Origin of the sequence: Jannaschia marina, assembly GCF_013404595.1 — a bacterium.
In the GTDB taxonomy this organism is placed as follows: Bacteria; Pseudomonadota; Alphaproteobacteria; order Rhodobacterales; family Rhodobacteraceae; genus Jannaschia; species Jannaschia marina.
The window spans coordinates 124,734-142,774 of the sequence record NZ_JABVAX010000002.1 but is presented as its reverse complement, the minus strand read 5'-3'; the positions used below and the strand labels follow the sequence as shown (position 1 = coordinate 142,774).

Sequence of the window (18,041 nt, the reverse complement as noted above, 5' to 3'; positions counted from 1 at the left end):
CGCGGGTGCGGGCGGTGGAAGGGGTAGCGGTGTCGCGGGGCCGGGATGAACGGGGGCGCGACAGGGTGAGCTTTCGCTGTGGCGCACCGGGATCGACGTCAGCTCTTCCGAGGTATTGTGCAAGCCGTCGGCAATGACGAAGCTGCGATCATGGCACCCGAACTAGAGTTCTCCATCGCTGCACTGAGCGTTCCGGCGAGGCGGCACATCCGGGTGTTTCAACTCCATCAGTTTCTCGACCGTTTTGCGATGGGCCTGACGGTTGCCGTCGTCGCACTGGCGTTGACCGATCGAGGCATGGACCTCTTCCAGATTTCGTTGCTATTCGGGATCTACTCGCTCACGGCCATGGCGATGGAACTGCCGTTCGGTGGACTGGCCGACACCATCGGACGCAAGCCGGTCTTTCTGACCGCCATCGTCGCCAGCTTTACCTCACTCGCCCTCTTTCTCTCGACGAGCGACTTCTACGTTCTCGCTCTCTCGTTCGCCTTCATCGGTTTCGGACGGGCGCTCCGGTCGGGCACGCTCGACGCCTGGTTCATCGAAACCTTCAAGGCCGCTGCGCCGAACGTGGACGTTCAGCCCGCGCTGGCCAAGGCTCAATGGGCCAATGCCATGGGCTTGGCGGTCGGAGCGGTCGTGGGCGGCCTTTTGCCCGATCTGCTGGGCTCCTTGGCGGAGAGGCTGGATGCCAGCGTCTACGATGTCTCCTACGCGGCAAGCCTGACAGTGATGCTCGGAGTGTTCGTCTATACTCTGCTCTTCATCGTGGAGACGCCGCGCCAACTGAATCCCCGAGCCGTGATGCAGGGGTTCGCGACCGTACCATCGATCATCAAAGACGCCGGTCTTCTCGCTGTGAGACATCCGGCGTTGTCGGTGCTTCTGGCGGCGCTGGCGTTCTTCCTGATGGCGACCAACCCGATCGAGGTGATCTGGCCGACCCATGCGAAACCCATGCTGGAGGAAGGCTATGCGAACACCGTCATCGGTATCCTGACCGCGACCTTCTTCTTCTCGATCGCGGTCGGAGCCTGGCTGTCTCCGTACGTCAGTCGGCTTTTCAAGCGGCGGCACGCGGTTACTCTCGCCGCGGCCTTTGCCTGCATGGCGGTCGTTCAGATCGCTCTGGCTTTGCAGGACGGCATCGTCGGATTCGTCGTGGTCTTCATCGCGTATTCCGTTTTCCTCGGCATCTGCGAGACGCCGGCCAGCAGCGTCCTGCACAGATGCGTGGAAGACCGGCAGCGATCCACGATGCTGTCCCTGAGATCGCTGATACAGCAACTCGGAGCCGCTTTGGGCCTGATCTTGGCGGGTGCCATCGCAGAGGTCTACTCCACACCGGTGGCCTGGACGGTCGGCGCCGTCTTTCTCCTTGTTGCCGTGATCCTGGTCGGCATCCTCGCCAGACGCCTTGCCGCCGAGATCGAATAGCGGCCATCCGCGCACACGCGGTCTTCCGCAACCGGGCCGAAGCCGACGTTCACTGCGAACGGATCGCTCCCTCCCTACTCCTCTTCCAAGGTCTCCCACGTCAGGCCCTTGGCCGTGCGGTCGGGGAACCCCGTCCAGTAGGTATGCGCGTCGGTCGGCTGGTCGTCTTCCATGGCGAAAACTCCCTCCTCGGCAACTTCGACGAGGTCGAGATAGGGTGCGCGGCTCTGATCGTCCTTCAGGTGCAGGTCGAGGAAGGCCGTCGTGAAGTGCTGGGTGACGTTGTTCATCCGGACCGTATCCCAGACGGCATCGGCGTAGTGCTCGAAGGGGGCCCAGCCGAGTTTCTCCGAGATCTCGTAGCTCTCGGCCGGGGCCGGGATGGGGGCGGCGGCGTTGTGGTTCGCGCCGACGAAGGTGAGGAGATGGCGAGTGGTGCCCGTCGTCTCCTCGAAGATCTGCCGCATGGCGGGATATTCGGAGACGTCGTCCTGCCCGCCGGCGATCAGCAGGAGGGGCTTTTCGAGGCCCGAGAGGCTCTCGGCATCCCAGAAGTCGCGGTTGCGGCCCCAGGGGCCGATGGCGACGACGGCCTTCACGCGGTCGTCCACGAGGGCGGCATGGTCGTCGGACCCCGCGGCGTTGCGGTGGAGGAGGCCCAGGTGGTGGGTCAGGGCCTCGGGGAAGGCGCGGGTCACGGCCAGATCGCTCAAACCGGCTCCGCCGAAGATAAGCGCGCCGTAGCCCCCCATGGAATAGCCGATGACGGCGGTGCGGTCGGCATCGGTGATCGCACCGATGTCGCCGCCGAGCGTCGCCATCGTCTCGACGAGGAAGGCCTGGTCGACGGGGCGGTTCACGAGGGTCGAAATGAAGGCTTTCTGATCGGAGTAGGTGCTCTCGGGATGGTCGGCGGACACGGCGACGTAGCCCTTGGAGGCGAGGTTCTCGCCCAGATGCGACATCAGGAACCGGTTGCCCGGATAGCCGTGGCTGATGACGACGAGGGGGAAGCGGCCCTCGGCCGGGGCGGCCTCGCGCGCCGCCGCGCCGGTGAGCGTGACCGGCGTTTCCCCGTCGCGCAGCACGGTCTCGTAGGTGGTGCCGGGCGGCGTGCCCTCGGCCGCGGGATACCAGACCTCGACGGTGATCGAGCGGTCGCCGGTGACGATCTCGCTGTCGGAGGCCAGCACGTCGATCCGGCCCGGATCGGTGAAGGTCATCGTGCGCACGCCGACGGGGTGCGGACCGGGGGCTGCCAGCTCGGGCGCGTCGGGGCGGATGACGTCGATCGGGTTCTCGGCGAGGGCGGGAACGGCGGCCGCACAGGCCAGGCCGAGGAACAGGGCGGGTCTCATGGGAATCTCCTTCGCGTCGCCATGCGGGATCAGGCGACCTGCATCAGATTGATTTTTTTACAGGATACCATGGAACCTACGCGCGACGGTCGCGTTTGACCGAACTAGTACAAGTGTAGGAATACCAAATGACCCGCAACACCGCACGTTTCGCTCTCCTGACCGGCACCGCCGCTGTCGTCCTTGCCGCCTGCAGCAGCCCCGAGCCCGTCGTGGTGCAACAGCCCGCCCAACCGATCTTCACCAAGCGCGGCGACGTCATCAGCACGCCCACGGTCGTCGCCGGTGGCGGCGGCGATTTCGACGCCGATTTCGATGGCGACGATGACGATGATGACGACGGCGACGACGAAGAGGATTGATCCTCTTCTTCGCTCTTCGAAAACGAGAACCGGTTTCGGGCGGCCCTCGGGTCGCCCTTTTCCTGTCCGGCCGGCTGCCGGCTTGACAGCGGCACGCCGCTGCCCCATCTCAGCGCCACCTCCCCTCGGGCCGCGTGAGCCGGGCGTCCGCGACGGACGCTCCCAACGACGGGCAGGATGCTTCCCCAAGGATCACGCCAGGGCAGCACGGGCCACCACGGCTCCGTGACCCCTCACCGCGCGCCCGCTGTGGCGTGCCAGCCGGCGCCCACCGGGGCGCGAAGGACCATTATGGATTTCGACATGCTGGGGCTTAAGCCCCGCCTCATCACCGCCCTCGAAGAGATGGGCATCAAGGATCCGACCCCGATCCAGAAACAGGCGATCCCGCCCGCGCTCGACGGCCGCGACGTGATGGGCCTTGCCCAGACGGGCACCGGCAAGACGGCGGCCTTCGGCCTGCCGCTGGTGCAGCACCTGCTCGAAGGTGACGTGCGCCCCGAGAAGCGGCGGGCCCGCGCGCTCATCCTCGCGCCGACGCGGGAACTCGTCGCGCAGATCGGCGAGAGCCTGCAGGGCTTCATCCGCAACTCGCACCTGCGGGTGGCGCAGGTCGTCGGCGGCGTGGGCATCAACCCGCAGATCAAGCGGCTGGAGCGGGGCGTCGACCTGCTGGTGGCGACGCCAGGGCGGCTGATCGACCTGATGGACCGCGGCGCGGTGGACCTGTCGGCGACGCATTTCCTCGTGCTCGACGAGGCCGACCAGATGCTCGACATGGGCTTCATCCACGCCCTGCGCCAGATCGAGCCGAAACTGCCGAAGGAGCGGCAGACGCTTCTGTTTTCGGCGACGATGCCGAAGGACATGGAGAGCCTCGCCGCGACCTATCTCGACCGGCCGGTGCGGGTGCAGGTGGCCGTCTCGGGCCAGACCGCGGACAAGATCGAACAGTCGATCCACTTCATCGCCAAGGCCGAGAAGCCGGGGCTGCTCCTCGATCTGCTGCGTGGGCATCCCGCCGAGGCGGCGCTCGTCTTCGCCCGCACGAAGCACGGGTCCGACCGGCTGGCCAAGCAGCTGACGAAGGCGGGCGTGAACGCGGTGGCGATCCACGGCAACCGCAGCCAAGGGCAGCGGACGCGCGCCCTCGAAGCCTTCACCAACGGCGATGCGCCGGTGCTGGTGGCGACGGACGTGGCCGCGCGGGGGCTCGACATCCCGGTCGTCAAGCACGTCTACAACTACGAATTGCCCAACGTGCCCGAGACGTACGTGCACCGGATCGGCCGTACCGCGCGGGCCGGGCGCGAGGGCGCGGCAGTGACGCTCTGCGCACCCGACGAGATGGCGGAGCTGAAGGACATCGAGCGGATTCTGAAGACCAAGATCCCCGTGGCCTCCGGCAGTCGCTGGACCCCCGCACAGGAAGAGGCGAAGCCCAAGCAGCAGCGCGGCGGACGGCGTGGCGGCGGGCCGAAGCCCGGTGGCGGCCAGCGCCGCGGCGGCGGCGGCAAGCCCGGCGGCCAGCGTCGCCGGCGCAGCCGCCAGAGCGCCTGACACGTCGGTCGCCTACAGGGCAACCCGCCGGTCAATGCCGATGCGGTCCAGAAACGCCGTATCGTGGCTGACGACCAGCAGCGCGCCGTCAAAGGCGCGCAGCGCGGCCTCGAGCGTCTCGATAGCCTCGACGTCGAGATGGTTGCTCGGCTCGTCGAGCAGGAGAAGCTGTCGCGGCCGGCTGTGCCCGAGCGTGACCGCGAGCCCGGCGCGGAGCCGCTGCCCGCCGCTGAGTGTGCCGATGCGACGGTGAGCGTCCTCTCCGCGGAAAAGAAAACGGGCGAGGACGGCGCGGCGGGCATTCTCGCTCGCCTCCGGGTCGAGGCGCGCGAAGGCCTCGCGCACCGTCTCGTCGGGGTCGAGAAGACTCAGATCCTGATCGAGCAGCCCGGCCGGAACCTCAAGCGCGACCGATCCGCCCTCGGGCACCAGATCGCCGTTGATGCAGGCGAGCAGGGTCGACTTGCCCGCCCCGTTCCGGCCGTCGAGGGCAATGCGTTCCGGCCCGCGGATGGCAAGCGACACGCCGTCAAGCACAGGTGCCCCGCCCGGGTAGGCGAACCGCAGATCGTCGACCCGAAGCACGTCGCGGCCCGTCGCAAGGCCCGATGGCGGAATGTCGATGGCGAGCGGCTCAAGCACTTCGAGCGCAGCCCGGGCCGTCTCAAGCGCGTCAGCAGCGGCTTCCTGCTGTCGCTGACGGAGCCGCGCGGCCGACCCGCCCGAGCCTTCGCTGCGCTCCTTCGCAGCGTCGAGGACCAGTTTCGACTGGCTTCCCGAGGCCCGTAGCTGCCGCCCCTGCCGGTCGGTGCGGGCCTTGCGTTCGTGGGCAAGCTGCGCCCGTGCGCGCGTCTCGACGACGTCCCGTTCCGCGCGCGCCAGCGTCGCCGCGGCCGTCGACAGCTCGGCGGCCTTCGCCCCACGATAGAAGGTGTAGTTGCCGCCGAAGGTGCGGGCCCCGAGCGTCGTCAGCTCCACGATGGCATCCATGCGGTCGAGCAGCACCCGGTCGTGGCTTGCCACCACGAGGCAGCCGCGCCAGGCCGATACCGCCTCCATCACGAGGGCACGCCCGGCACGGTCGAGATGGTTCGTCGGCTCGTCGAGCAGAAGGGCATCGGGGGCTGCGAACATCAGCGCCGCCAGGCCGGCGCGCGTCACCTGCCCGCCCGAGAGCGCCGCGAGGGGCGTCTCGGGTGGTTGGTCGAGCCCCATCGCCCCGAGCGCCGCCGCGAGGCGGGTTTCGAGCGTCCAGTCGGCGCGGGCGAGATCGTCTTCGGTCGCCTCCCCGCGATCGGCCCGGGCCAGCCGGGCCAGCTCCTCGGAGACGCCGAAGAGATCGGCCAGCGTGGTATCGGGGCGCGCATCCGGCGTCTGCGACAGGAGGCCGAGCGTCGGCGGGCGTGTGATCTGCCCCGACCGGGGGGCGAGTTCGCCGGCGATGAGACGCAGCAGTGTGGTCTTGCCAGTGCCGTTGCGCCCGACGAGGCCGGTACGATGCGGGCCGAACGTCAGGTCGAGATCGGAAAAGAGGGGCGTGTTGTCGGGGGTGTGCCAGCTGAGGCTGGAAAGGACGATGGAGGGCATGGATGGACTCGCATTTGGAAACCGTGGGCGGGTTCAGTGAGCGAGCGTGCAATCCATGGGGCGTGGTCCTTCTGCTGCTCTCATCGTAGCGGGGTCGCGGCGGCGGTTCAACCGATGCGGCTGTGCCTTCGCGACACATCCTGTTCGCCTCGGCGTGATCAAGACGTCGCAGGCGATTGTCAGCCGCACGTGGCTCTGGCATCCTTTCCGCAAAACATAGGAGCGGAGGCTGAGCAGCTGATGAATCCGACCAGATCGACCGGCAGGCGGGCCCTTGGTGCGCTCGCGTTGGCCGTTGTCCTGTCCGCCTGCGGGGGCGGGCGATCCGACGGGCCGTCGGCCGGCGTGCGCGCCTTCGCGACGGGGCCGATCCACACCGCCTGCCTGCGCGCAGACCGGCGCGCCGCATCGAGCAGCCTCTGTGGCTGTGTGCAGGCGACCGCCAATCTCTCGCTGAGCCGGGGCGAGCAATCGCGCGCCGTGGCCTTCTTCCGCGACCCGCATCTGGCGCAGGTCACGCGGCAGTCCGACCGCGCGGGCGACGAGCGGTTCTGGCGGCGCTACAAGGACTTCGTCGCCGCCGCCGAGCGCAATTGTGCGTAGCCTGATCGTCGCGGCGCTGGTGTTCGCCGCACCGGCCACGGCCGAGGAGACGCTGCGCTTCTTCCCGCCCGCGGGCTTCACCGGCGTCCACGTGAGCGACAGCGGCGCGGTCCGCCTGACGGATTACGTGGGCGAGGGGCAGGCGCTCGACGGCTGGACCGATGCGATCACGGTGGCCGAGCTGCGCGGCACGGGGCTCGACGCGCCGGGGTTCGTGGCCGGCCTCTCGGCCGACCTGCTGGCGCGGTGCGCACGGGCCTTCGACATGGATCCGGAGGTCTTCGAGGCCGGTGGCCGGCGCTCGACGATGTCGATCCATGCCTGCCCGAACCACGACGTCTCGGGCCGCCCGGAGATCAGCCTCCTGCGCGTGATCGAGGGCGACGACGTGCTCTTCGCGGTGCAGCGCAGCTGGGTGGTGAGCCCGCCGCGCGAGGATCTGCTGGAGTGGTCGGAGTGGATCCGGGCGCTGCAGGTCTGCGACGGGCAGACCTGCGGTTAGCCATGACGCCAGCCAGCCTGCCGGCCCCTAGGGCAGGTAGTCCCCCCGCGCGAGGGCGAGGTGGTGCCCGATCGAGGGCATGAAGAACAGCAGCACGCCGTAGGTCATGAAGAGGTAGATCATCGCCGGCACCCAGGCGACCGCGATCACGGTGCCGACGACCCCCGCCGCCCGGCCCGCCGTGCGCATCGGCAGAAGCCGCCTCAGCCAGAGATAGAAGAGGCGCCCACCGTCGAGCGGACTGACCGGGAGCATGTTGATCCCGAAGAGGAAGAGGTTGATCCACGCAAGCTGCCAGAGCCAGCCGGCCGCCTCGTAAACCATCGGCGAGGCCGCGGCCGAGGAGAAACCCCATTGCGCCGAGAGCGAGGCGACCGCCCAGATCGCGAGGTTCACGATGGGCCCCATGGCAACGATGAGTTCGTCGCGCTTCGGGTCGGGCTCGGGCCGGTGAAAGCAGAGCCCGCCACCGCCCCAGAGCACGATCTTGGTGACCGGCACGCCCTGCACCCGGCAGCCCCAGGCATGCCCGAGTTCGTGCAGGAAGATCGACACGACGACGAGGCCGAAGAAGATCGCGCCATCGAGGCTCGGGTCGAACATCATGAAGATGAGGGCCAGCATCAGGAAGCTGGGCACCACGTTCACGGGGATGCCCATCGGGCCGCGGAAACTCAGGATCGGGGGGGCGGAATGGTCGAACATGGGGCCTCGGTCTCGGTTGTCGGCAAACTGGCACGACAGCGGAGGAGCCGCTAGCGTTCGGGACGCGAAAGAGGGGCGGGAAATGAAACCTGTTGTCGTATTGTCAGGAGCGGGTCTGAGCGCGGAATCGGGGCTCGGCACGTTTCGCGACGTGGACGGGCTCTGGACGCAATACGACCTGTCGGAGGTGGCGACGCCCGAAGGTTTCGCCCGCGACCCAGCGCTGGTGCTCGAGTTCTACAATGCGCGCCGGGCGAACATGGCCGCGGCCGCGCCCAATGCCGCCCATCGCGCGCTGGCGCAGCTCTCGGCGGAGCCGGACGTGACGCTCGTGACGCAGAACGTCGACGACCTGCTGGAACGGGCGGGGGCGACCGGGGTCATCCACATGCACGGGGAGTTGTCACGTGCGCTCTGCCATGCCTGCGGCGCGCGATGGGATGCGCCGGATGTCATGGCAGCCGATGACGCCTGCGCCGCCTGCGGCGCACAGGCGACGCGGCCCGACGTCGTCTGGTTCGGCGAGATCCCCTATCGGATGGAACGGATCGAGGCCCTCCTGTCGGAGGCCGCGCTTTTCGTCAGTATCGGAACGTCTGGTACCGTCTATCCGGCGGCCGGCTTCGTTCATCTGGCGCGAGAGGCGGGCGCGCGGACGCTGGAGTTGAACCTCGAAGCCTCTGGCAGCACCTTCGACGAGAGCCGCATCGGGCCGGCGACCGAACTGGTGCCGGCCTGGGTCGCGGAAATGCGCAGCGAGTAGCCCCGCGCGCCGGGGGACAGGGCGCGCGGGGCCGGGGATCACCGGCCGAGGCGGCGCTCCCAGTTGCGCTGCGGCACGCGCTTGGCGTTCTCGCGGCGCAGATGCTCGAGCACGACGATGTCATGCGTCATCTGCAGACCGGGGGCCGTGACGCGTGCCGTGCGATTGATCTGCGGCAGGGGCGTTTTATTGAGTCGGTTTTTCATGTCGTGCCCTCCACGATTTGATTTCGACCTATATTTCGTTCAGATAAGCGCCGGTCGCAACGGAATATGATTTCCAAACTTAAAGCTGAGCTATCATATGGACTGGTCTCGCCTCCCTTCTCTCGCCGCGCTGCGGGCCTTCGAAGCCGCCGCCCGGCTCGGTGGGTTCAGCCTCGCTGCGCGGGAGTTGAACGTCACGCCCGCCGCGATCGCCCATCACGTTCGCGGCCTCGAGCGCGAATTGGCGACGCCGCTCGTCCGCAAGGACGGTCGCGGTGTGGCGGTGACGGAAGCGGGTCGACGGCTGGCCGACGGGTTGGGTGCCGGCTTCGGCACGCTGGCCGAGGCGGTGGAGGAATTGCGGGCCGACGCGGAAGGCCGGCCGCTCTCACTCGCCGTGACGCCCTCCTTCGCGGCGGAGTGGCTGATGCCGCGCATGGGCGACTTCTGGGTCAATCACCCGGACATCCAGGTGAACATCGAACCGAACATCGAGGTGGCCGACCTGCGTGGCGACGGCATCGACATGGCGATCCGCTGGGGCGAGGGCGACTGGCCCGGGGTCGAGGCGGAGCTGCTGACCGACGGGGACTTCTGGGTCGTGGCGCATCCGAAGCTGCTCGGCGGCAAGACGGAGGCCGGACTCGACGATGTGCGCGACCTGCCATGGCTGCTCGAGGACTACGTGATCGAGCGCAAGGATCTAATCGCGCGGACCGGTCTCGACCCCGAAGCCCTCCGCGTCCGGCAGATGAAGACGAACGCGCTGTCGCGCGCGGGGGCGATGGCGGGCCTCGGCGTCGTGGTCATGCCGAGTGCGGTGGTCCAGCGCGAGGTCGCGGCGGGCAACCTCGTGCGGATCTGCGCGCTCGGGGTGGAGCCACTGGGCTACTATATGGTCACCCTGCCCGGCCGGGTGTCGGACCGCCTGCGCGTGCTGCGCAAGTGGCTGCGCGCGCAGGTGGCTCTCGGCTGACCCGCTAGGCGTAGGCGACAACCTCGATCTCGATGCCCTCGGGCCCGTCGAAGTAGAAGCGGCGCCCCGGCTCGTAGTCGGCGTGGTTCACCGGGACGAAGCCGGCGGCGCTGACGCGGGCCTCGGCGGCGTCGAGGTCGTCCACGACGATGCCGACATGGTTGAGACCGCCCCGGGTGACATAGGTGTCCCCGCCCTGCCCCGCGCCCGCCTTGGGCGTATAGAGGGCGAGATAGCTGTCGTCCGAGCCGACATGAACGGAGCGACCGGCTCCGCCCAGAACCGCGCCGGACCAGCGGACGCGCCAATCGAAGAGGGTGCAAAGCGTGTCGGCGAAAGCGTCGGCGTCGCGGACGGTGATGTTGGCGTGTTCGAGATGGGCCATCTGGATTTCCTTTCCGTGTTGACGACCCTGGTTCTGCGACCTCAACTATGGTTGAGGTCAAGGGGGATTTCACCATGCTGCCGAAGGAACTGTCGATCGGCGAGGTCGCGGCGCGCACGGGGTTGAGCGTGAGCCAGATCCGCTTCTACGAGGGCAAGGGCCTTATCGCGCCACCGCGCAACCGGGGTGGTCAGCGGCGTTTTCCGCGCGCGGAGTTGCGGCGGTTGTCGTTCATCCGCATCGCGCAGCGGTTGGGCCTGTCGCTGCGCCGCATTCGGGCCGCGCTGTCGAAGGTGCCACCGGATCGTGCGCCGACGCCGGCGGAGTGGGACAGTGTCGCCGCCGACCTGCACGCGGAGCTGACGGAGCGGATCGAGGTGATGACCCGCCTGCGCGACCGTCTGTCGGGCTGCATCGGCTGCGGTTGCCTCAGCATGAAGACCTGCCCGCTCCACAACCCCGACGACGTCGCGGCGGCGGAAGGGCCGGGGGCCGTGCGCGTGGAGCGCGGGTAGCCCGCATCAGATGTCGAGAGCGGCGGCGACCGCGGCCTCGCAATGGAGCGCGGCGGTGTTGAACATCGGCAGGTCCGGCGCATCCCGGGGGCGCAGGAGCAGGAAGATCTCGGTGCAGCCCAGGATCAGGCCCTGTGCGCCCTCCTCGCGCACGAGGCGCCGCGCGATGTCGAGATAGGTCTGCCGCGAGGCGTCGCGGATGTCGGATTTCACCAGTTCGTCGAAGATGATCCGGTCGATCTCCGCCCGCTCTGCCGCGTTGGGGGTGACGATCTCGAGCCCGAACCGCTCTGCGTAGCGCGTCTTGAGGTAGTCGAGCTCCATCACCGGGCGCGTCCCGAAAAGCGCCACGCGGGTGAGGCCCCGCTCCCGGATCGCCGCGCCGGTCGGGTCCGCGATGTGGATGAGCGGAAGGTCGTAAGCCGCGGCGATGCGCTCGAGCGGCCGATGCAGCGTGTTCGACACGCAGAGGAGAACATCCGCCCCACCGTGGACGAGAGCTGCGACCTTGCCGTCCATATAGGTGGTGAGGCCGTCCCAATCCTCGGCGCGCAGGAAGGCTTCGATGTTGCCGAAGTTCATCCCAGAAATCAGCGTCTCGGCGATATCCCAGCCGCCGAGCCGGCGGTTCATCGCATCGTTGAGGAACCGGTAGTATTCCCCCGTCGCCACGTTCGAGGCACCGCCGAGGATGCCGATGGTCTTCTGGCGAAGCGGTCGGGGGGTCGACATGGGCGCGGGCCCTCCTTGGGCGTGGCCGTAATTTGTCAGGCGGGCGACCGGAAGCACAAGGCGAGCCGGCACAAAAAAGGCCCCGCAGAAGGGGCCATTTCCGTTCGGGTTTCGCGTGGCGAAACGATCAGGCCTCCAGCGCGGCCGCCGTGTCCGACGACTTCTCGATGTCGCGCTTGATCTTGAGCGCGCGGGGCGAGAGGTTCGCGTCCTTCTCCTTGGCGAGGAAGGCGTCGAGCCCGCCACGATGATCGACGGTGCGCAGCGCGGCGGCGGAGATGCGCAACTTGAAGCTGCGGCCGAGGGCCTCGGACTGCAGGGTCGTGTCGTTCAGGTTGGGCAGGAAGCGGCGACGCGTCTTGTTGTTCGCGTGGCTGACGTTGTTGCCCGTCATCGGGCCTTTTCCGGTGAGTTCGCAGACGCGCGACATGGCGGGACCTCTGGTTGAAGGGTTATAAAACAGGTGCAGGGCCGAAAACGGCCCCGCGGTCGCGGCGTGATAGGCGGGTCGGCGGCGGAGGTCAAGCGCCGCGCAGCATTTGCAACATATCCGTGGCGGCGGCCCGCGCGGCGCGGGTACCGGTGGCGACCTCGCGCGCCAGATCGGCCATGCGGGCGCGGGCCTCTGGCGTATCGAGCCTTGCAAGAAGGCCCGCGCGCACCTCCTCCTCGAACCAATGGGCGGCCTGTCCGGCGCGTGTCGCGTCCCAGTGGCCCTCCGCCCGTCGCCAGTCGGCGAGGCTCCGCATCTCGTCCCAGGCGCGTGCGAGGCCCGCCGATTCGAGCGCCGACACCGGGAGGGCCTTGGGGAAGCCCTCGGGGTCGGTCGGGCGCTTGCGAAGGAGGCGCAGCGCCCCGGCGTAGTCCGCCACGGTGCGCGTGGCCGTCGCCCTGAGGTCGCCGTCGGCCTTGTTGACGAGGATGAGGTCGGCGATCTCCATGATCCCGCGTTTCACGCCCTGCAACTCGTCCCCGCCGGCGGGCGCGAGCAGGAGGACGAAGAGATCCGAGATCTGCGCGACCAGCGTCTCCGACTGCCCGACGCCGACCGTCTCAATCAGGACGACGTCGAACCCCGCGGCCTCGCAGAGCGCGACGGCCTCGCGCGTGCGGCGGGCGACGCCGCCCAGGTGACTGGCCGAGGGAGAGGGGCGGATGAAGGCGCGCGGCTCCCGGCTCAGCTGCTCCATGCGCGTCTTGTCGCCGAGGATCGAGCCGCCGGTGCGCGCGCTCGACGGGTCCACGGCGAGGACCGCGACACGCTTGCCCTGCCCCGTCAGCATCAGGCCGAAGGCCTCGATGAAGGTCGATTTCCCCACGCCCGGCGTGCCCGAGAGCCCGATGCGCAGCGCCTCGCCGCCGGCCCCGCGCAGCCCGTCGAGGAGGGCGGCGGCCCGCTCGCGATGATCGGCGCGCGTGCTCTCGACCAGGGTGATCGCACGGGCCAGCGCCCGGCGGTCGCCGGCGAGAAGCGGGTCGTGCAGCGGGTCGCGCGTGTCCATGGGTCGGGGATGCCCGGCGGCGCGCCTCAATGCAAGGCGTCGCGCAGACGGGCGGCCATCGCATCGAGGTCGGCCCGGCTGGGATCGGGCAACAGATCCTGCGTGATGCGGAAGCCGCCCGGCGCGTCGACGTGACGGGCCGAGACGATGTCGGTCGGGGCATGTTGCGGCACGACGTTCAGATGCGCATGAGCCACGCCGAAGCCATGAACGACATACCCCATGCGCAGGGGGTTCAAAACAACGCGCGCGGCGCGGGCCAGCCTTTGGGCGGTGACCATCAGATGCGCGGCCGTGGCGTCATCGAGGTCGGTGAAATGGTCGACATGGGCGCGGGGCACCACCGTGAATTCGCCGGGACGGGTCGGGCGCAGGGTGAGAAAGGCCATGCAGGTCCGATCGGTGTGGATGAAACTCGCGGGTGCCTCGCCGGCGGCGATGGCGCAGAAGATGCAGGCGCGTGTCATGGAGGCGAGCGTGACCTCGCCCGGCGGGTCGGGCAAGGCGTGACGCGCGGCCGCGCCTGCGCTAGGTGGAAAACGGCCAAGGAGACCCGACCGATGCTGCGCCTGCTGATCCTGACCGTACTCCTTGCCGTGCCTGCGCGGGCCGAAACCACGCTGGATGCCCGCTTCGACGTCTCCTTCGCGGGCGTCACCGGCGGGCAGATCGCGATCCGCGCGGAGGAGAGCGGCGGCACCTATGTCGTCGTCGCGCAAGGGCGGCCGACCGGCGTGATGGGATCGCTCTTGAACTATCAGTACGACGGGACGGCCCGCGGCGTCGTGAGTGGCGGCACCCATGCCGCCACCTCCTACGAGGAGCGGGAGATCGACGAAGGCGAACTGACCGGGGCGACGATGCGCTTTCGCGGCGGGCAACCGACCGACGTGCGCTTCGATCCGCCCCGCGAGCCCGAACCCTGGGACATCGAGCCCACCGCGCAGTCGGGCGTCATCGACACGCTCTCGGCGCTCTATCTCCTCGTGCGCCCGACGGAGCCCACCGGGGCCTGCAGCCAGCGCCGCGATCTCTTCGACGGCCGTCACGTCTCGCGCCTGACGCTGGGCGCGCCGCAGGCGGCGGACGACGGCACGATCCGCTGTGCGGGCGAGTACCAGAGGCTGCGCGGCTACTCCCCCGAGGAGATGCGCAAGCGGCCACGCGTGCCGATGACGGTGACATATACCCCCGCAGGCGGGGGCCGCGTTCAGGTCACGGAGATCCGCGCGACCTCGCGCCTCGGCGATGCGGTGCTGCGCCGGCGATGACCCCGTTGCCGATCGACGACGCCCTGCCCGAGGTTCTGACGGCGGTGCGCGAGCATGGCCTCTGCGTGCTGCAGGCCCCACCCGGCGCAGGCAAGACGACGCGCGTGCCGCTGGCGCTCCTGCCCGTGGTGGAGGGGCGGATCATCCTTCTGGAGCCGCGCCGGCTGGCCACGCGAGCGGCGGCGGCGCGCATGGCGGAGACGCTGGGCGAGCGGGTGGGCGAGACGGTGGGATACCGGATGCGCGGCGCGTCGGAGGTGTCGAAAGCCACGCGCATTGAGGTCGTGACCGAGGGCATCCTGACACGGATGGTGCAGGATAACCCCGAGTTGCCGGGCGTGGGCGCGGTGATCTTCGACGAGTTCCACGAACGCTCGCTCAACGCCGATCTGGGCCTTGCCCTCACGTGGGAGGCGCGACAGGCGCTGCGCCCGGACCTTGGCCTCGTCGTGATGTCGGCCACGCTCGACGCCGGGCCGGTGGCCGAGATGCTGGGCGCGCCGGTGGTCACCTCCGAGGGCCGGTCCTTCCCGGTGGAGCGCCGCTGGCGCGATCGCCCGCCGCCCGACGGCCAGCGGTTCGAGGCACAGGTGGCAGCGCTCATGGTCGAGGCGCTGGAGGCGGTGGACGGCGACGTGCTCGCATTCCTGCCGGGGGAGGGCGAGATCCGGCGGTGCGCGGCGCTGCTCGACGGCATCGCGGCCGACGTCCGGCCGCTCTACGGCGCGCTGCCCTTCGCGGAGCAGCAGGCGGCGATCCGGCCCGGGCCGCGGCGCAAGGTCGTGCTGGCGACCTCGATCGCGGAGACCTCGCTCACCATCGAGGGCGTGCGCGCGGTGGTCGACGGGGGCCGGGCGCGGCGCGCACGGTTCGACCCCGGCTCGGGCATGGCGCGGCTGGTGACGGAGCGGGTAACGAAGGCCGAGGCCACGCAGAGGGCCGGTCGCGCGGGTCGGGTGGCCGAGGGCGTGGCCTTCGCCAACTGGACACGCGGGGCGGAAGGCGCGATGCGCGCCTTCCCCGACCCGGAGATCGCGGCGGCGGACCTTGCCGGGCTCGCGCTGGAACTGGCGGTCTGGGGCTCGGACGACCTAGCCTTCCTGACACCGCCGCCCGAGCGGGCCCTGGCCGAGGCGCGCGCGCTCCTGACGGAGCTCGGGGCACTGGACGACGGGCGCATCACCGGGCATGGGCGCGCGCTCTCCCGGCTGCCTTTGCATCCGCGTCTCGGGCACATGGTCCGTCGGGGCGGGCCGGGATCGGCCGCGTTGGCCGGGGTGTTGTCGAGCCGGATGCCGCCCGGGTCGGTCGACCTGTCGGAGGTGCTGCGGCGCCCCTCGCCCGAGGCCCGGGCGGAGGCGAAGCGCCTGCGCCGCTACGAGGCCGGCGGGCCGGAGATGTCGGACGCGCAGCAGCTCGCGCTCGCTTACCCCGACCGGGTGGGCCTGCGCCGCGCCGGGGAGGCACCGCGCTGGCTCCTGTCGGGCGGCAAGGGCGCGAAGATGGAGAAGGGCGACGCGCTGGCCGGGGCGCGGCTGATCGTGGCCTGCGACCTCGACGGCGATCCGACCGAGGCGCGCGTGCGCCGGGCGCTTCCCATCACCGAAGCGGACTTGCGCGCCGCGCTCGGCGACCGGATCGCATGGTGGGATATCTGCCGCTGGTCGGTGCGGCATCGGCGCGTCGAGGCCCGGCGACAGGAGCGGCTGGGCGCGATCGCGCTGGAGGACCGTATCTGGGCGGATGCGCCCGAGGAGACCATGGCGGCCGCGGTGCTCGACGGGGTGCGCGCTCTGGGCCTCGGATGTCTCGGCTGGACGAAGCGCGCGCGACTTCTGCGCGCGCGGGTCACGGCGTCGGGTCTCGCCGACGTGTCGGACGGCACTCTGACAGAGCGGCTCGACGAGTGGCTTCTCCCCTTCGCGACGGGCCTGCGCGATGCGGATGGCCTCGGCCGGCTCGACCCTTTCGATGCGCTGACGGGCTGGCTCGGCTGGGAGACGATGCGGAAGGTCGATGCCACCGCCCCGGCGCATTACGTGACGCCGCTGGGTCGAAAAGTGGCGATCGACTACGGACAGGAGATCCCGACCGTCTCGCTGCGGCTGCAGGAAGTCTTCGGCGAGACACGGCACCCCACGGTGGGGGCCATACCCCTGCGGATGGAGCTTCTGTCTCCGGCGCAGCGGCCCATTGCGATCACGCAGGATCTGCCCGGGTTCTGGACCGGCTCCTACGCCGACGTGCGCAAGGACATGCGGGGGCAGTACCCGCGTCATCCCTGGCCCGAGGATCCGACCGCAGCCGCGCCCACTACACGGGCGAAGACGCGGGGCGGTTGAGCGGCGACGCCTCCGGCGGCAGTATTGGGGAAGCGGAGAAGCAGGTTGACCTGCAACGGAAAAGGGCGCGCCCAAGGCACGCCCCTTCGGATCGGGTTGCCGGCGATCAGTGCAGCTTGGCGGCCACGTCGTCGATCGACTGGTCGATCATCCTGTTGGCTTCGGTCGCGGTCATCTGTTTGGCGACGACCTCGCCCGCGGCGGCGACGGCGACCGAGATGGCGGTGTCGCGCACCTCCTTGACGGCGGCGGCCTGCGCGCTCTCGATCTGGTCCTCGGCGGCGGAGAGCCGGCGTGCGACGGACGCTTCGAGATCGGCCTTGGCCTGTTCGGCGGCGGCGGAGGCTTCGGCCTTGGCGGCGGCGACGATCTCTTCGGCCTGGGCCTGCGCTTCCTTGGTCTTGCGCTCGTAGGAGGCGAGGAGGGCCTGGGCTTCCTCACGCAGGGCCTTGGCCTCGTCGAGGTCCTTCTGGATCCCCTCGGCGCGCGCATCGAGCTGCCCCATCAGGAGCGCGGGCACCTTGAAGTAGAGCAGGATGCCCAGAAAGACGAGGAAGCCCAGCGTGACGACGAAGTCGGTGTTGGAGAGGCTGAAGAACGGACCGGAGGCGGCGAAAGCCGGGGTCGCGGTCAGCGCGGCGAGCGGCAGGAGAATACGCATGGTTCAGTTCCCCTTCACGCGGGCATCGACGGCGGCGTTGACGGCGCTGGCATCGGCCTTGCCGCCGAGCGCCTTGACGATCTCGCCCGCAACGTCCCGGGCGACCTCTGCGACCGAGGTCATGGCCCCGGCGCGGATCTCGGCGATCTGCTTCTCGCTCTCGGCGGACTTGGCGGCGATCTTCTCGTCCGCCCGGGCGATCGCCGCATCGAGATCGGACTTGATCGACGCGCGCGCCTCCTCGGAGATGCGCTGCGCTTCGGACCGGGCGTCGGCGAGGGCCTTTTCGTAGGCCGCTTCGGCCTCGACGGCCTGGCGCTTGAGGTCCTCGGCCGCGGCGAGGTCGTTGGAAATGGTCCCCGACCGTTCCGCCAGTACGGCACTGATGCGCGGCAGGGCGATCTTGGTCAGGACGAGGTAGATGACGACGAGGGTGACGATCAGCCAGAAGATCTGATTGCCGAACCACGCATCGCAGAGCTGCGGCATGCCGATGGCGTTGCCGATGCTGTTGACGCATTCGCCTGCAAGTTCTTGTTCGATCGGTTCGGCCATTGTCGGGTCCCGTCAG

Annotated in this window: 21 protein-coding genes; 10 read left to right on the top strand and 11 right to left on the bottom strand. The window is 69.5% G+C overall.

Annotated features, from left to right (window positions below; all coding sequences use genetic code 11):
• The first annotated feature begins 150 nt into the window (after positions 1-150).
• A complete protein-coding gene (locus HSX43_RS04430) occupies positions 151-1,440 on the top strand; it encodes an MFS transporter (protein WP_179378895.1) in 1,290 nt (429 codons plus the stop codon).
• A gap of 74 nt (positions 1,441-1,514) precedes the next feature.
• On the opposite strand, the gene HSX43_RS04425 is transcribed toward HSX43_RS04430, so the two are convergent.
• A complete protein-coding gene (locus HSX43_RS04425) occupies positions 1,515-2,798 on the bottom strand; it encodes an alpha/beta hydrolase family protein (protein WP_179378894.1) in 1,284 nt (427 codons plus the stop codon).
• A gap of 128 nt (positions 2,799-2,926) precedes the next feature.
• Here HSX43_RS04425 and HSX43_RS04420 point away from each other — a divergent pair, with 128 nt between their 5' ends.
• Both HSX43_RS04420 and HSX43_RS04415 read left to right on the top strand, forming a co-directional pair.
• Positions 2,927-3,160: a hypothetical protein gene (locus HSX43_RS04420; protein ID WP_179378893.1), complete on the top strand. Its 234-nt coding sequence runs from the start codon at positions 2,927-2,929 to the stop codon at positions 3,158-3,160.
• 291 nt (positions 3,161-3,451) lie between these two features.
• A complete protein-coding gene (locus tag HSX43_RS04415; RefSeq protein ID WP_179378892.1) occupies positions 3,452-4,720 on the top strand; it encodes a DEAD/DEAH box helicase in 1,269 nt (422 codons plus the stop codon).
• A 12-nt stretch (positions 4,721-4,732) separates the two neighbouring features.
• Here HSX43_RS04415 and HSX43_RS04410 read toward each other — a convergent pair whose 3' ends face one another.
• On the bottom strand, positions 4,733-6,307 hold the full coding sequence (locus HSX43_RS04410; RefSeq protein ID WP_179378891.1) for an ABC-F family ATP-binding cassette domain-containing protein: 1,575 nt from the start codon (positions 6,305-6,307) through the stop codon (positions 4,733-4,735).
• Positions 6,308-6,547: 240 nt separating this feature from the next.
• On the opposite strand from HSX43_RS04410, the gene HSX43_RS04405 reads away from it, so the two are divergent.
• Both HSX43_RS04405 and HSX43_RS04400 read left to right on the top strand, forming a co-directional pair.
• Complete coding sequence (locus tag HSX43_RS04405) at positions 6,548-6,910, top strand: hypothetical protein (RefSeq protein WP_235962499.1); 363 nt, start codon at positions 6,548-6,550, stop codon at positions 6,908-6,910.
• Positions 6,903-7,412 (top strand): hypothetical protein, encoded by a 510-nt coding sequence (locus HSX43_RS04400; RefSeq protein ID WP_179378890.1) that lies wholly within the window; start codon positions 6,903-6,905, stop codon positions 7,410-7,412. The genes HSX43_RS04405 and HSX43_RS04400 overlap by 8 nt, the downstream gene beginning before the upstream one ends.
• A gap of 27 nt (positions 7,413-7,439) precedes the next feature.
• On the opposite strand, the gene HSX43_RS04395 is transcribed toward HSX43_RS04400, so the two are convergent.
• Positions 7,440-8,117: a site-2 protease family protein gene (locus HSX43_RS04395; protein WP_179378889.1), complete on the bottom strand. Its 678-nt coding sequence runs from the start codon at positions 8,115-8,117 to the stop codon at positions 7,440-7,442.
• 82 nt (positions 8,118-8,199) lie between these two features.
• Here HSX43_RS04395 and HSX43_RS04390 point away from each other — a divergent pair, with 82 nt between their 5' ends.
• A complete protein-coding gene (locus HSX43_RS04390; protein WP_179378888.1) occupies positions 8,200-8,880 on the top strand; it encodes an NAD-dependent deacylase in 681 nt (226 codons plus the stop codon).
• A gap of 38 nt (positions 8,881-8,918) precedes the next feature.
• Here the strand turns inward: HSX43_RS04390 and HSX43_RS04385 are convergent, their stop codons facing one another.
• Entirely contained in the window at positions 8,919-9,086 is a 168-nt protein-coding gene (locus HSX43_RS04385; RefSeq protein ID WP_179378887.1) for a hypothetical protein, read from the bottom strand.
• Between the two features lie 97 nt (positions 9,087-9,183).
• Here HSX43_RS04385 and HSX43_RS04380 point away from each other — a divergent pair, with 97 nt between their 5' ends.
• Positions 9,184-10,062, top strand: a complete 879-nt coding sequence (locus tag HSX43_RS04380; protein ID WP_179378886.1) for a LysR family transcriptional regulator — start codon at positions 9,184-9,186, stop codon at positions 10,060-10,062.
• Positions 10,063-10,066: 4 nt separating this feature from the next.
• On the opposite strand, the gene HSX43_RS04375 is transcribed toward HSX43_RS04380, so the two are convergent.
• Positions 10,067-10,447: a VOC family protein gene (locus HSX43_RS04375; RefSeq protein WP_179378885.1), complete on the bottom strand. Its 381-nt coding sequence runs from the start codon at positions 10,445-10,447 to the stop codon at positions 10,067-10,069.
• A 47-nt stretch (positions 10,448-10,494) separates the two neighbouring features.
• On the opposite strand from HSX43_RS04375, the gene soxR reads away from it, so the two are divergent.
• The gene (soxR, locus tag HSX43_RS04370) at positions 10,495-10,962 is read left to right on the top strand and encodes a redox-sensitive transcriptional activator SoxR (protein WP_179378884.1); all 468 of its coding nucleotides are present in this window, start codon (positions 10,495-10,497) and stop codon (positions 10,960-10,962) included.
• Between the two features lie 6 nt (positions 10,963-10,968).
• Here the strand turns inward: soxR and HSX43_RS04365 are convergent, their stop codons facing one another.
• The 4 genes from HSX43_RS04365 to HSX43_RS04350 all read right to left on the bottom strand — a co-directional run bounded on the left by HSX43_RS04365 (position 10,969) and on the right by HSX43_RS04350 (position 13,699).
• The gene (locus HSX43_RS04365; RefSeq protein WP_179378883.1) at positions 10,969-11,694 is read right to left on the bottom strand and encodes an aspartate/glutamate racemase family protein; all 726 of its coding nucleotides are present in this window, start codon (positions 11,692-11,694) and stop codon (positions 10,969-10,971) included.
• A 127-nt stretch (positions 11,695-11,821) separates the two neighbouring features.
• The gene (gene rpmB / locus HSX43_RS04360; RefSeq protein ID WP_179378882.1) at positions 11,822-12,124 is read right to left on the bottom strand and encodes a 50S ribosomal protein L28; all 303 of its coding nucleotides are present in this window, start codon (positions 12,122-12,124) and stop codon (positions 11,822-11,824) included.
• Between the two features lie 91 nt (positions 12,125-12,215).
• Entirely contained in the window at positions 12,216-13,196 is a 981-nt protein-coding gene (meaB, locus tag HSX43_RS04355) for a methylmalonyl Co-A mutase-associated GTPase MeaB (RefSeq protein ID WP_179378881.1), read from the bottom strand.
• 26 nt (positions 13,197-13,222) lie between these two features.
• Positions 13,223-13,699, bottom strand: a complete 477-nt coding sequence (locus tag HSX43_RS04350) for an HIT family protein (RefSeq protein ID WP_179378880.1) — start codon at positions 13,697-13,699, stop codon at positions 13,223-13,225.
• A 57-nt stretch (positions 13,700-13,756) separates the two neighbouring features.
• On the opposite strand from HSX43_RS04350, the gene HSX43_RS04345 reads away from it, so the two are divergent.
• Both HSX43_RS04345 and hrpB read left to right on the top strand, forming a co-directional pair.
• The gene (locus HSX43_RS04345; protein ID WP_179378879.1) at positions 13,757-14,467 is read left to right on the top strand and encodes a DUF3108 domain-containing protein; all 711 of its coding nucleotides are present in this window, start codon (positions 13,757-13,759) and stop codon (positions 14,465-14,467) included.
• Positions 14,464-16,809: an ATP-dependent helicase HrpB gene (gene hrpB, locus HSX43_RS04340; protein WP_179378878.1), complete on the top strand. Its 2,346-nt coding sequence runs from the start codon at positions 14,464-14,466 to the stop codon at positions 16,807-16,809. Before HSX43_RS04345 ends, hrpB begins: the two co-directional genes overlap by 4 nt.
• Positions 16,810-16,915: 106 nt before the next feature.
• Here the strand turns inward: hrpB and HSX43_RS04335 are convergent, their stop codons facing one another.
• Together HSX43_RS04335 and HSX43_RS04330 are read right to left on the bottom strand one after the other, a co-directional pair.
• The gene (locus HSX43_RS04335; RefSeq protein ID WP_179378877.1) at positions 16,916-17,470 is read right to left on the bottom strand and encodes a F0F1 ATP synthase subunit B; all 555 of its coding nucleotides are present in this window, start codon (positions 17,468-17,470) and stop codon (positions 16,916-16,918) included.
• A 3-nt stretch (positions 17,471-17,473) separates the two neighbouring features.
• Positions 17,474-18,025, bottom strand: coding sequence for a F0F1 ATP synthase subunit B' (locus HSX43_RS04330; protein WP_179378876.1), 552 nt, complete (start codon positions 18,023-18,025; stop codon positions 17,474-17,476).
• Positions 18,026-18,041 lie beyond the last annotated feature (16 nt).

Bases quoted from the DNA above. Each gene is read 5' to 3' on its own strand.
- HSX43_RS04430 (WP_179378895.1), top strand. From the start codon at position 151: ATGGCACCCGAACTAGAGTTCTCCATCGCTGCACTGAGCGTTCCGGCG.
- HSX43_RS04425 (WP_179378894.1), bottom strand. From the start codon at position 2,798: ATGAGACCCGCCCTGTTCCTCGGCCTGGCCTGTGCGGCCGCCGTTCCC.
- HSX43_RS04420 (WP_179378893.1), top strand. From the start codon at position 2,927: ATGACCCGCAACACCGCACGTTTCGCTCTCCTGACCGGCACCGCCGCT.
- HSX43_RS04415 (WP_179378892.1), top strand. From the start codon at position 3,452: ATGGATTTCGACATGCTGGGGCTTAAGCCCCGCCTCATCACCGCCCTC.
- HSX43_RS04410 (WP_179378891.1), bottom strand. From the start codon at position 6,307: ATGCCCTCCATCGTCCTTTCCAGCCTCAGCTGGCACACCCCCGACAAC.
- HSX43_RS04405 (WP_235962499.1), top strand. From the start codon at position 6,548: ATGAATCCGACCAGATCGACCGGCAGGCGGGCCCTTGGTGCGCTCGCG.
- HSX43_RS04395 (WP_179378889.1), bottom strand. From the start codon at position 8,117: ATGTTCGACCATTCCGCCCCCCCGATCCTGAGTTTCCGCGGCCCGATG.
- HSX43_RS04390 (WP_179378888.1), top strand. From the start codon at position 8,200: ATGAAACCTGTTGTCGTATTGTCAGGAGCGGGTCTGAGCGCGGAATCG.
- HSX43_RS04385 (WP_179378887.1), bottom strand. From the start codon at position 9,086: ATGAAAAACCGACTCAATAAAACGCCCCTGCCGCAGATCAATCGCACG.
- HSX43_RS04380 (WP_179378886.1), top strand. From the start codon at position 9,184: ATGGACTGGTCTCGCCTCCCTTCTCTCGCCGCGCTGCGGGCCTTCGAA.
- HSX43_RS04375 (WP_179378885.1), bottom strand. From the start codon at position 10,447: ATGGCCCATCTCGAACACGCCAACATCACCGTCCGCGACGCCGACGCT.
- soxR (WP_179378884.1), top strand. From the start codon at position 10,495: ATGGTTGAGGTCAAGGGGGATTTCACCATGCTGCCGAAGGAACTGTCG.
- HSX43_RS04365 (WP_179378883.1), bottom strand. From the start codon at position 11,694: ATGTCGACCCCCCGACCGCTTCGCCAGAAGACCATCGGCATCCTCGGC.
- rpmB (WP_179378882.1), bottom strand. From the start codon at position 12,124: ATGTCGCGCGTCTGCGAACTCACCGGAAAAGGCCCGATGACGGGCAAC.
- meaB (WP_179378881.1), bottom strand. From the start codon at position 13,196: ATGGACACGCGCGACCCGCTGCACGACCCGCTTCTCGCCGGCGACCGC.
- HSX43_RS04345 (WP_179378879.1), top strand. From the start codon at position 13,757: ATGCTGCGCCTGCTGATCCTGACCGTACTCCTTGCCGTGCCTGCGCGG.
- hrpB (WP_179378878.1), top strand. From the start codon at position 14,464: ATGACCCCGTTGCCGATCGACGACGCCCTGCCCGAGGTTCTGACGGCG.
- HSX43_RS04335 (WP_179378877.1), bottom strand. From the start codon at position 17,470: ATGCGTATTCTCCTGCCGCTCGCCGCGCTGACCGCGACCCCGGCTTTC.
- HSX43_RS04330 (WP_179378876.1), bottom strand. From the start codon at position 18,025: ATGGCCGAACCGATCGAACAAGAACTTGCAGGCGAATGCGTCAACAGC.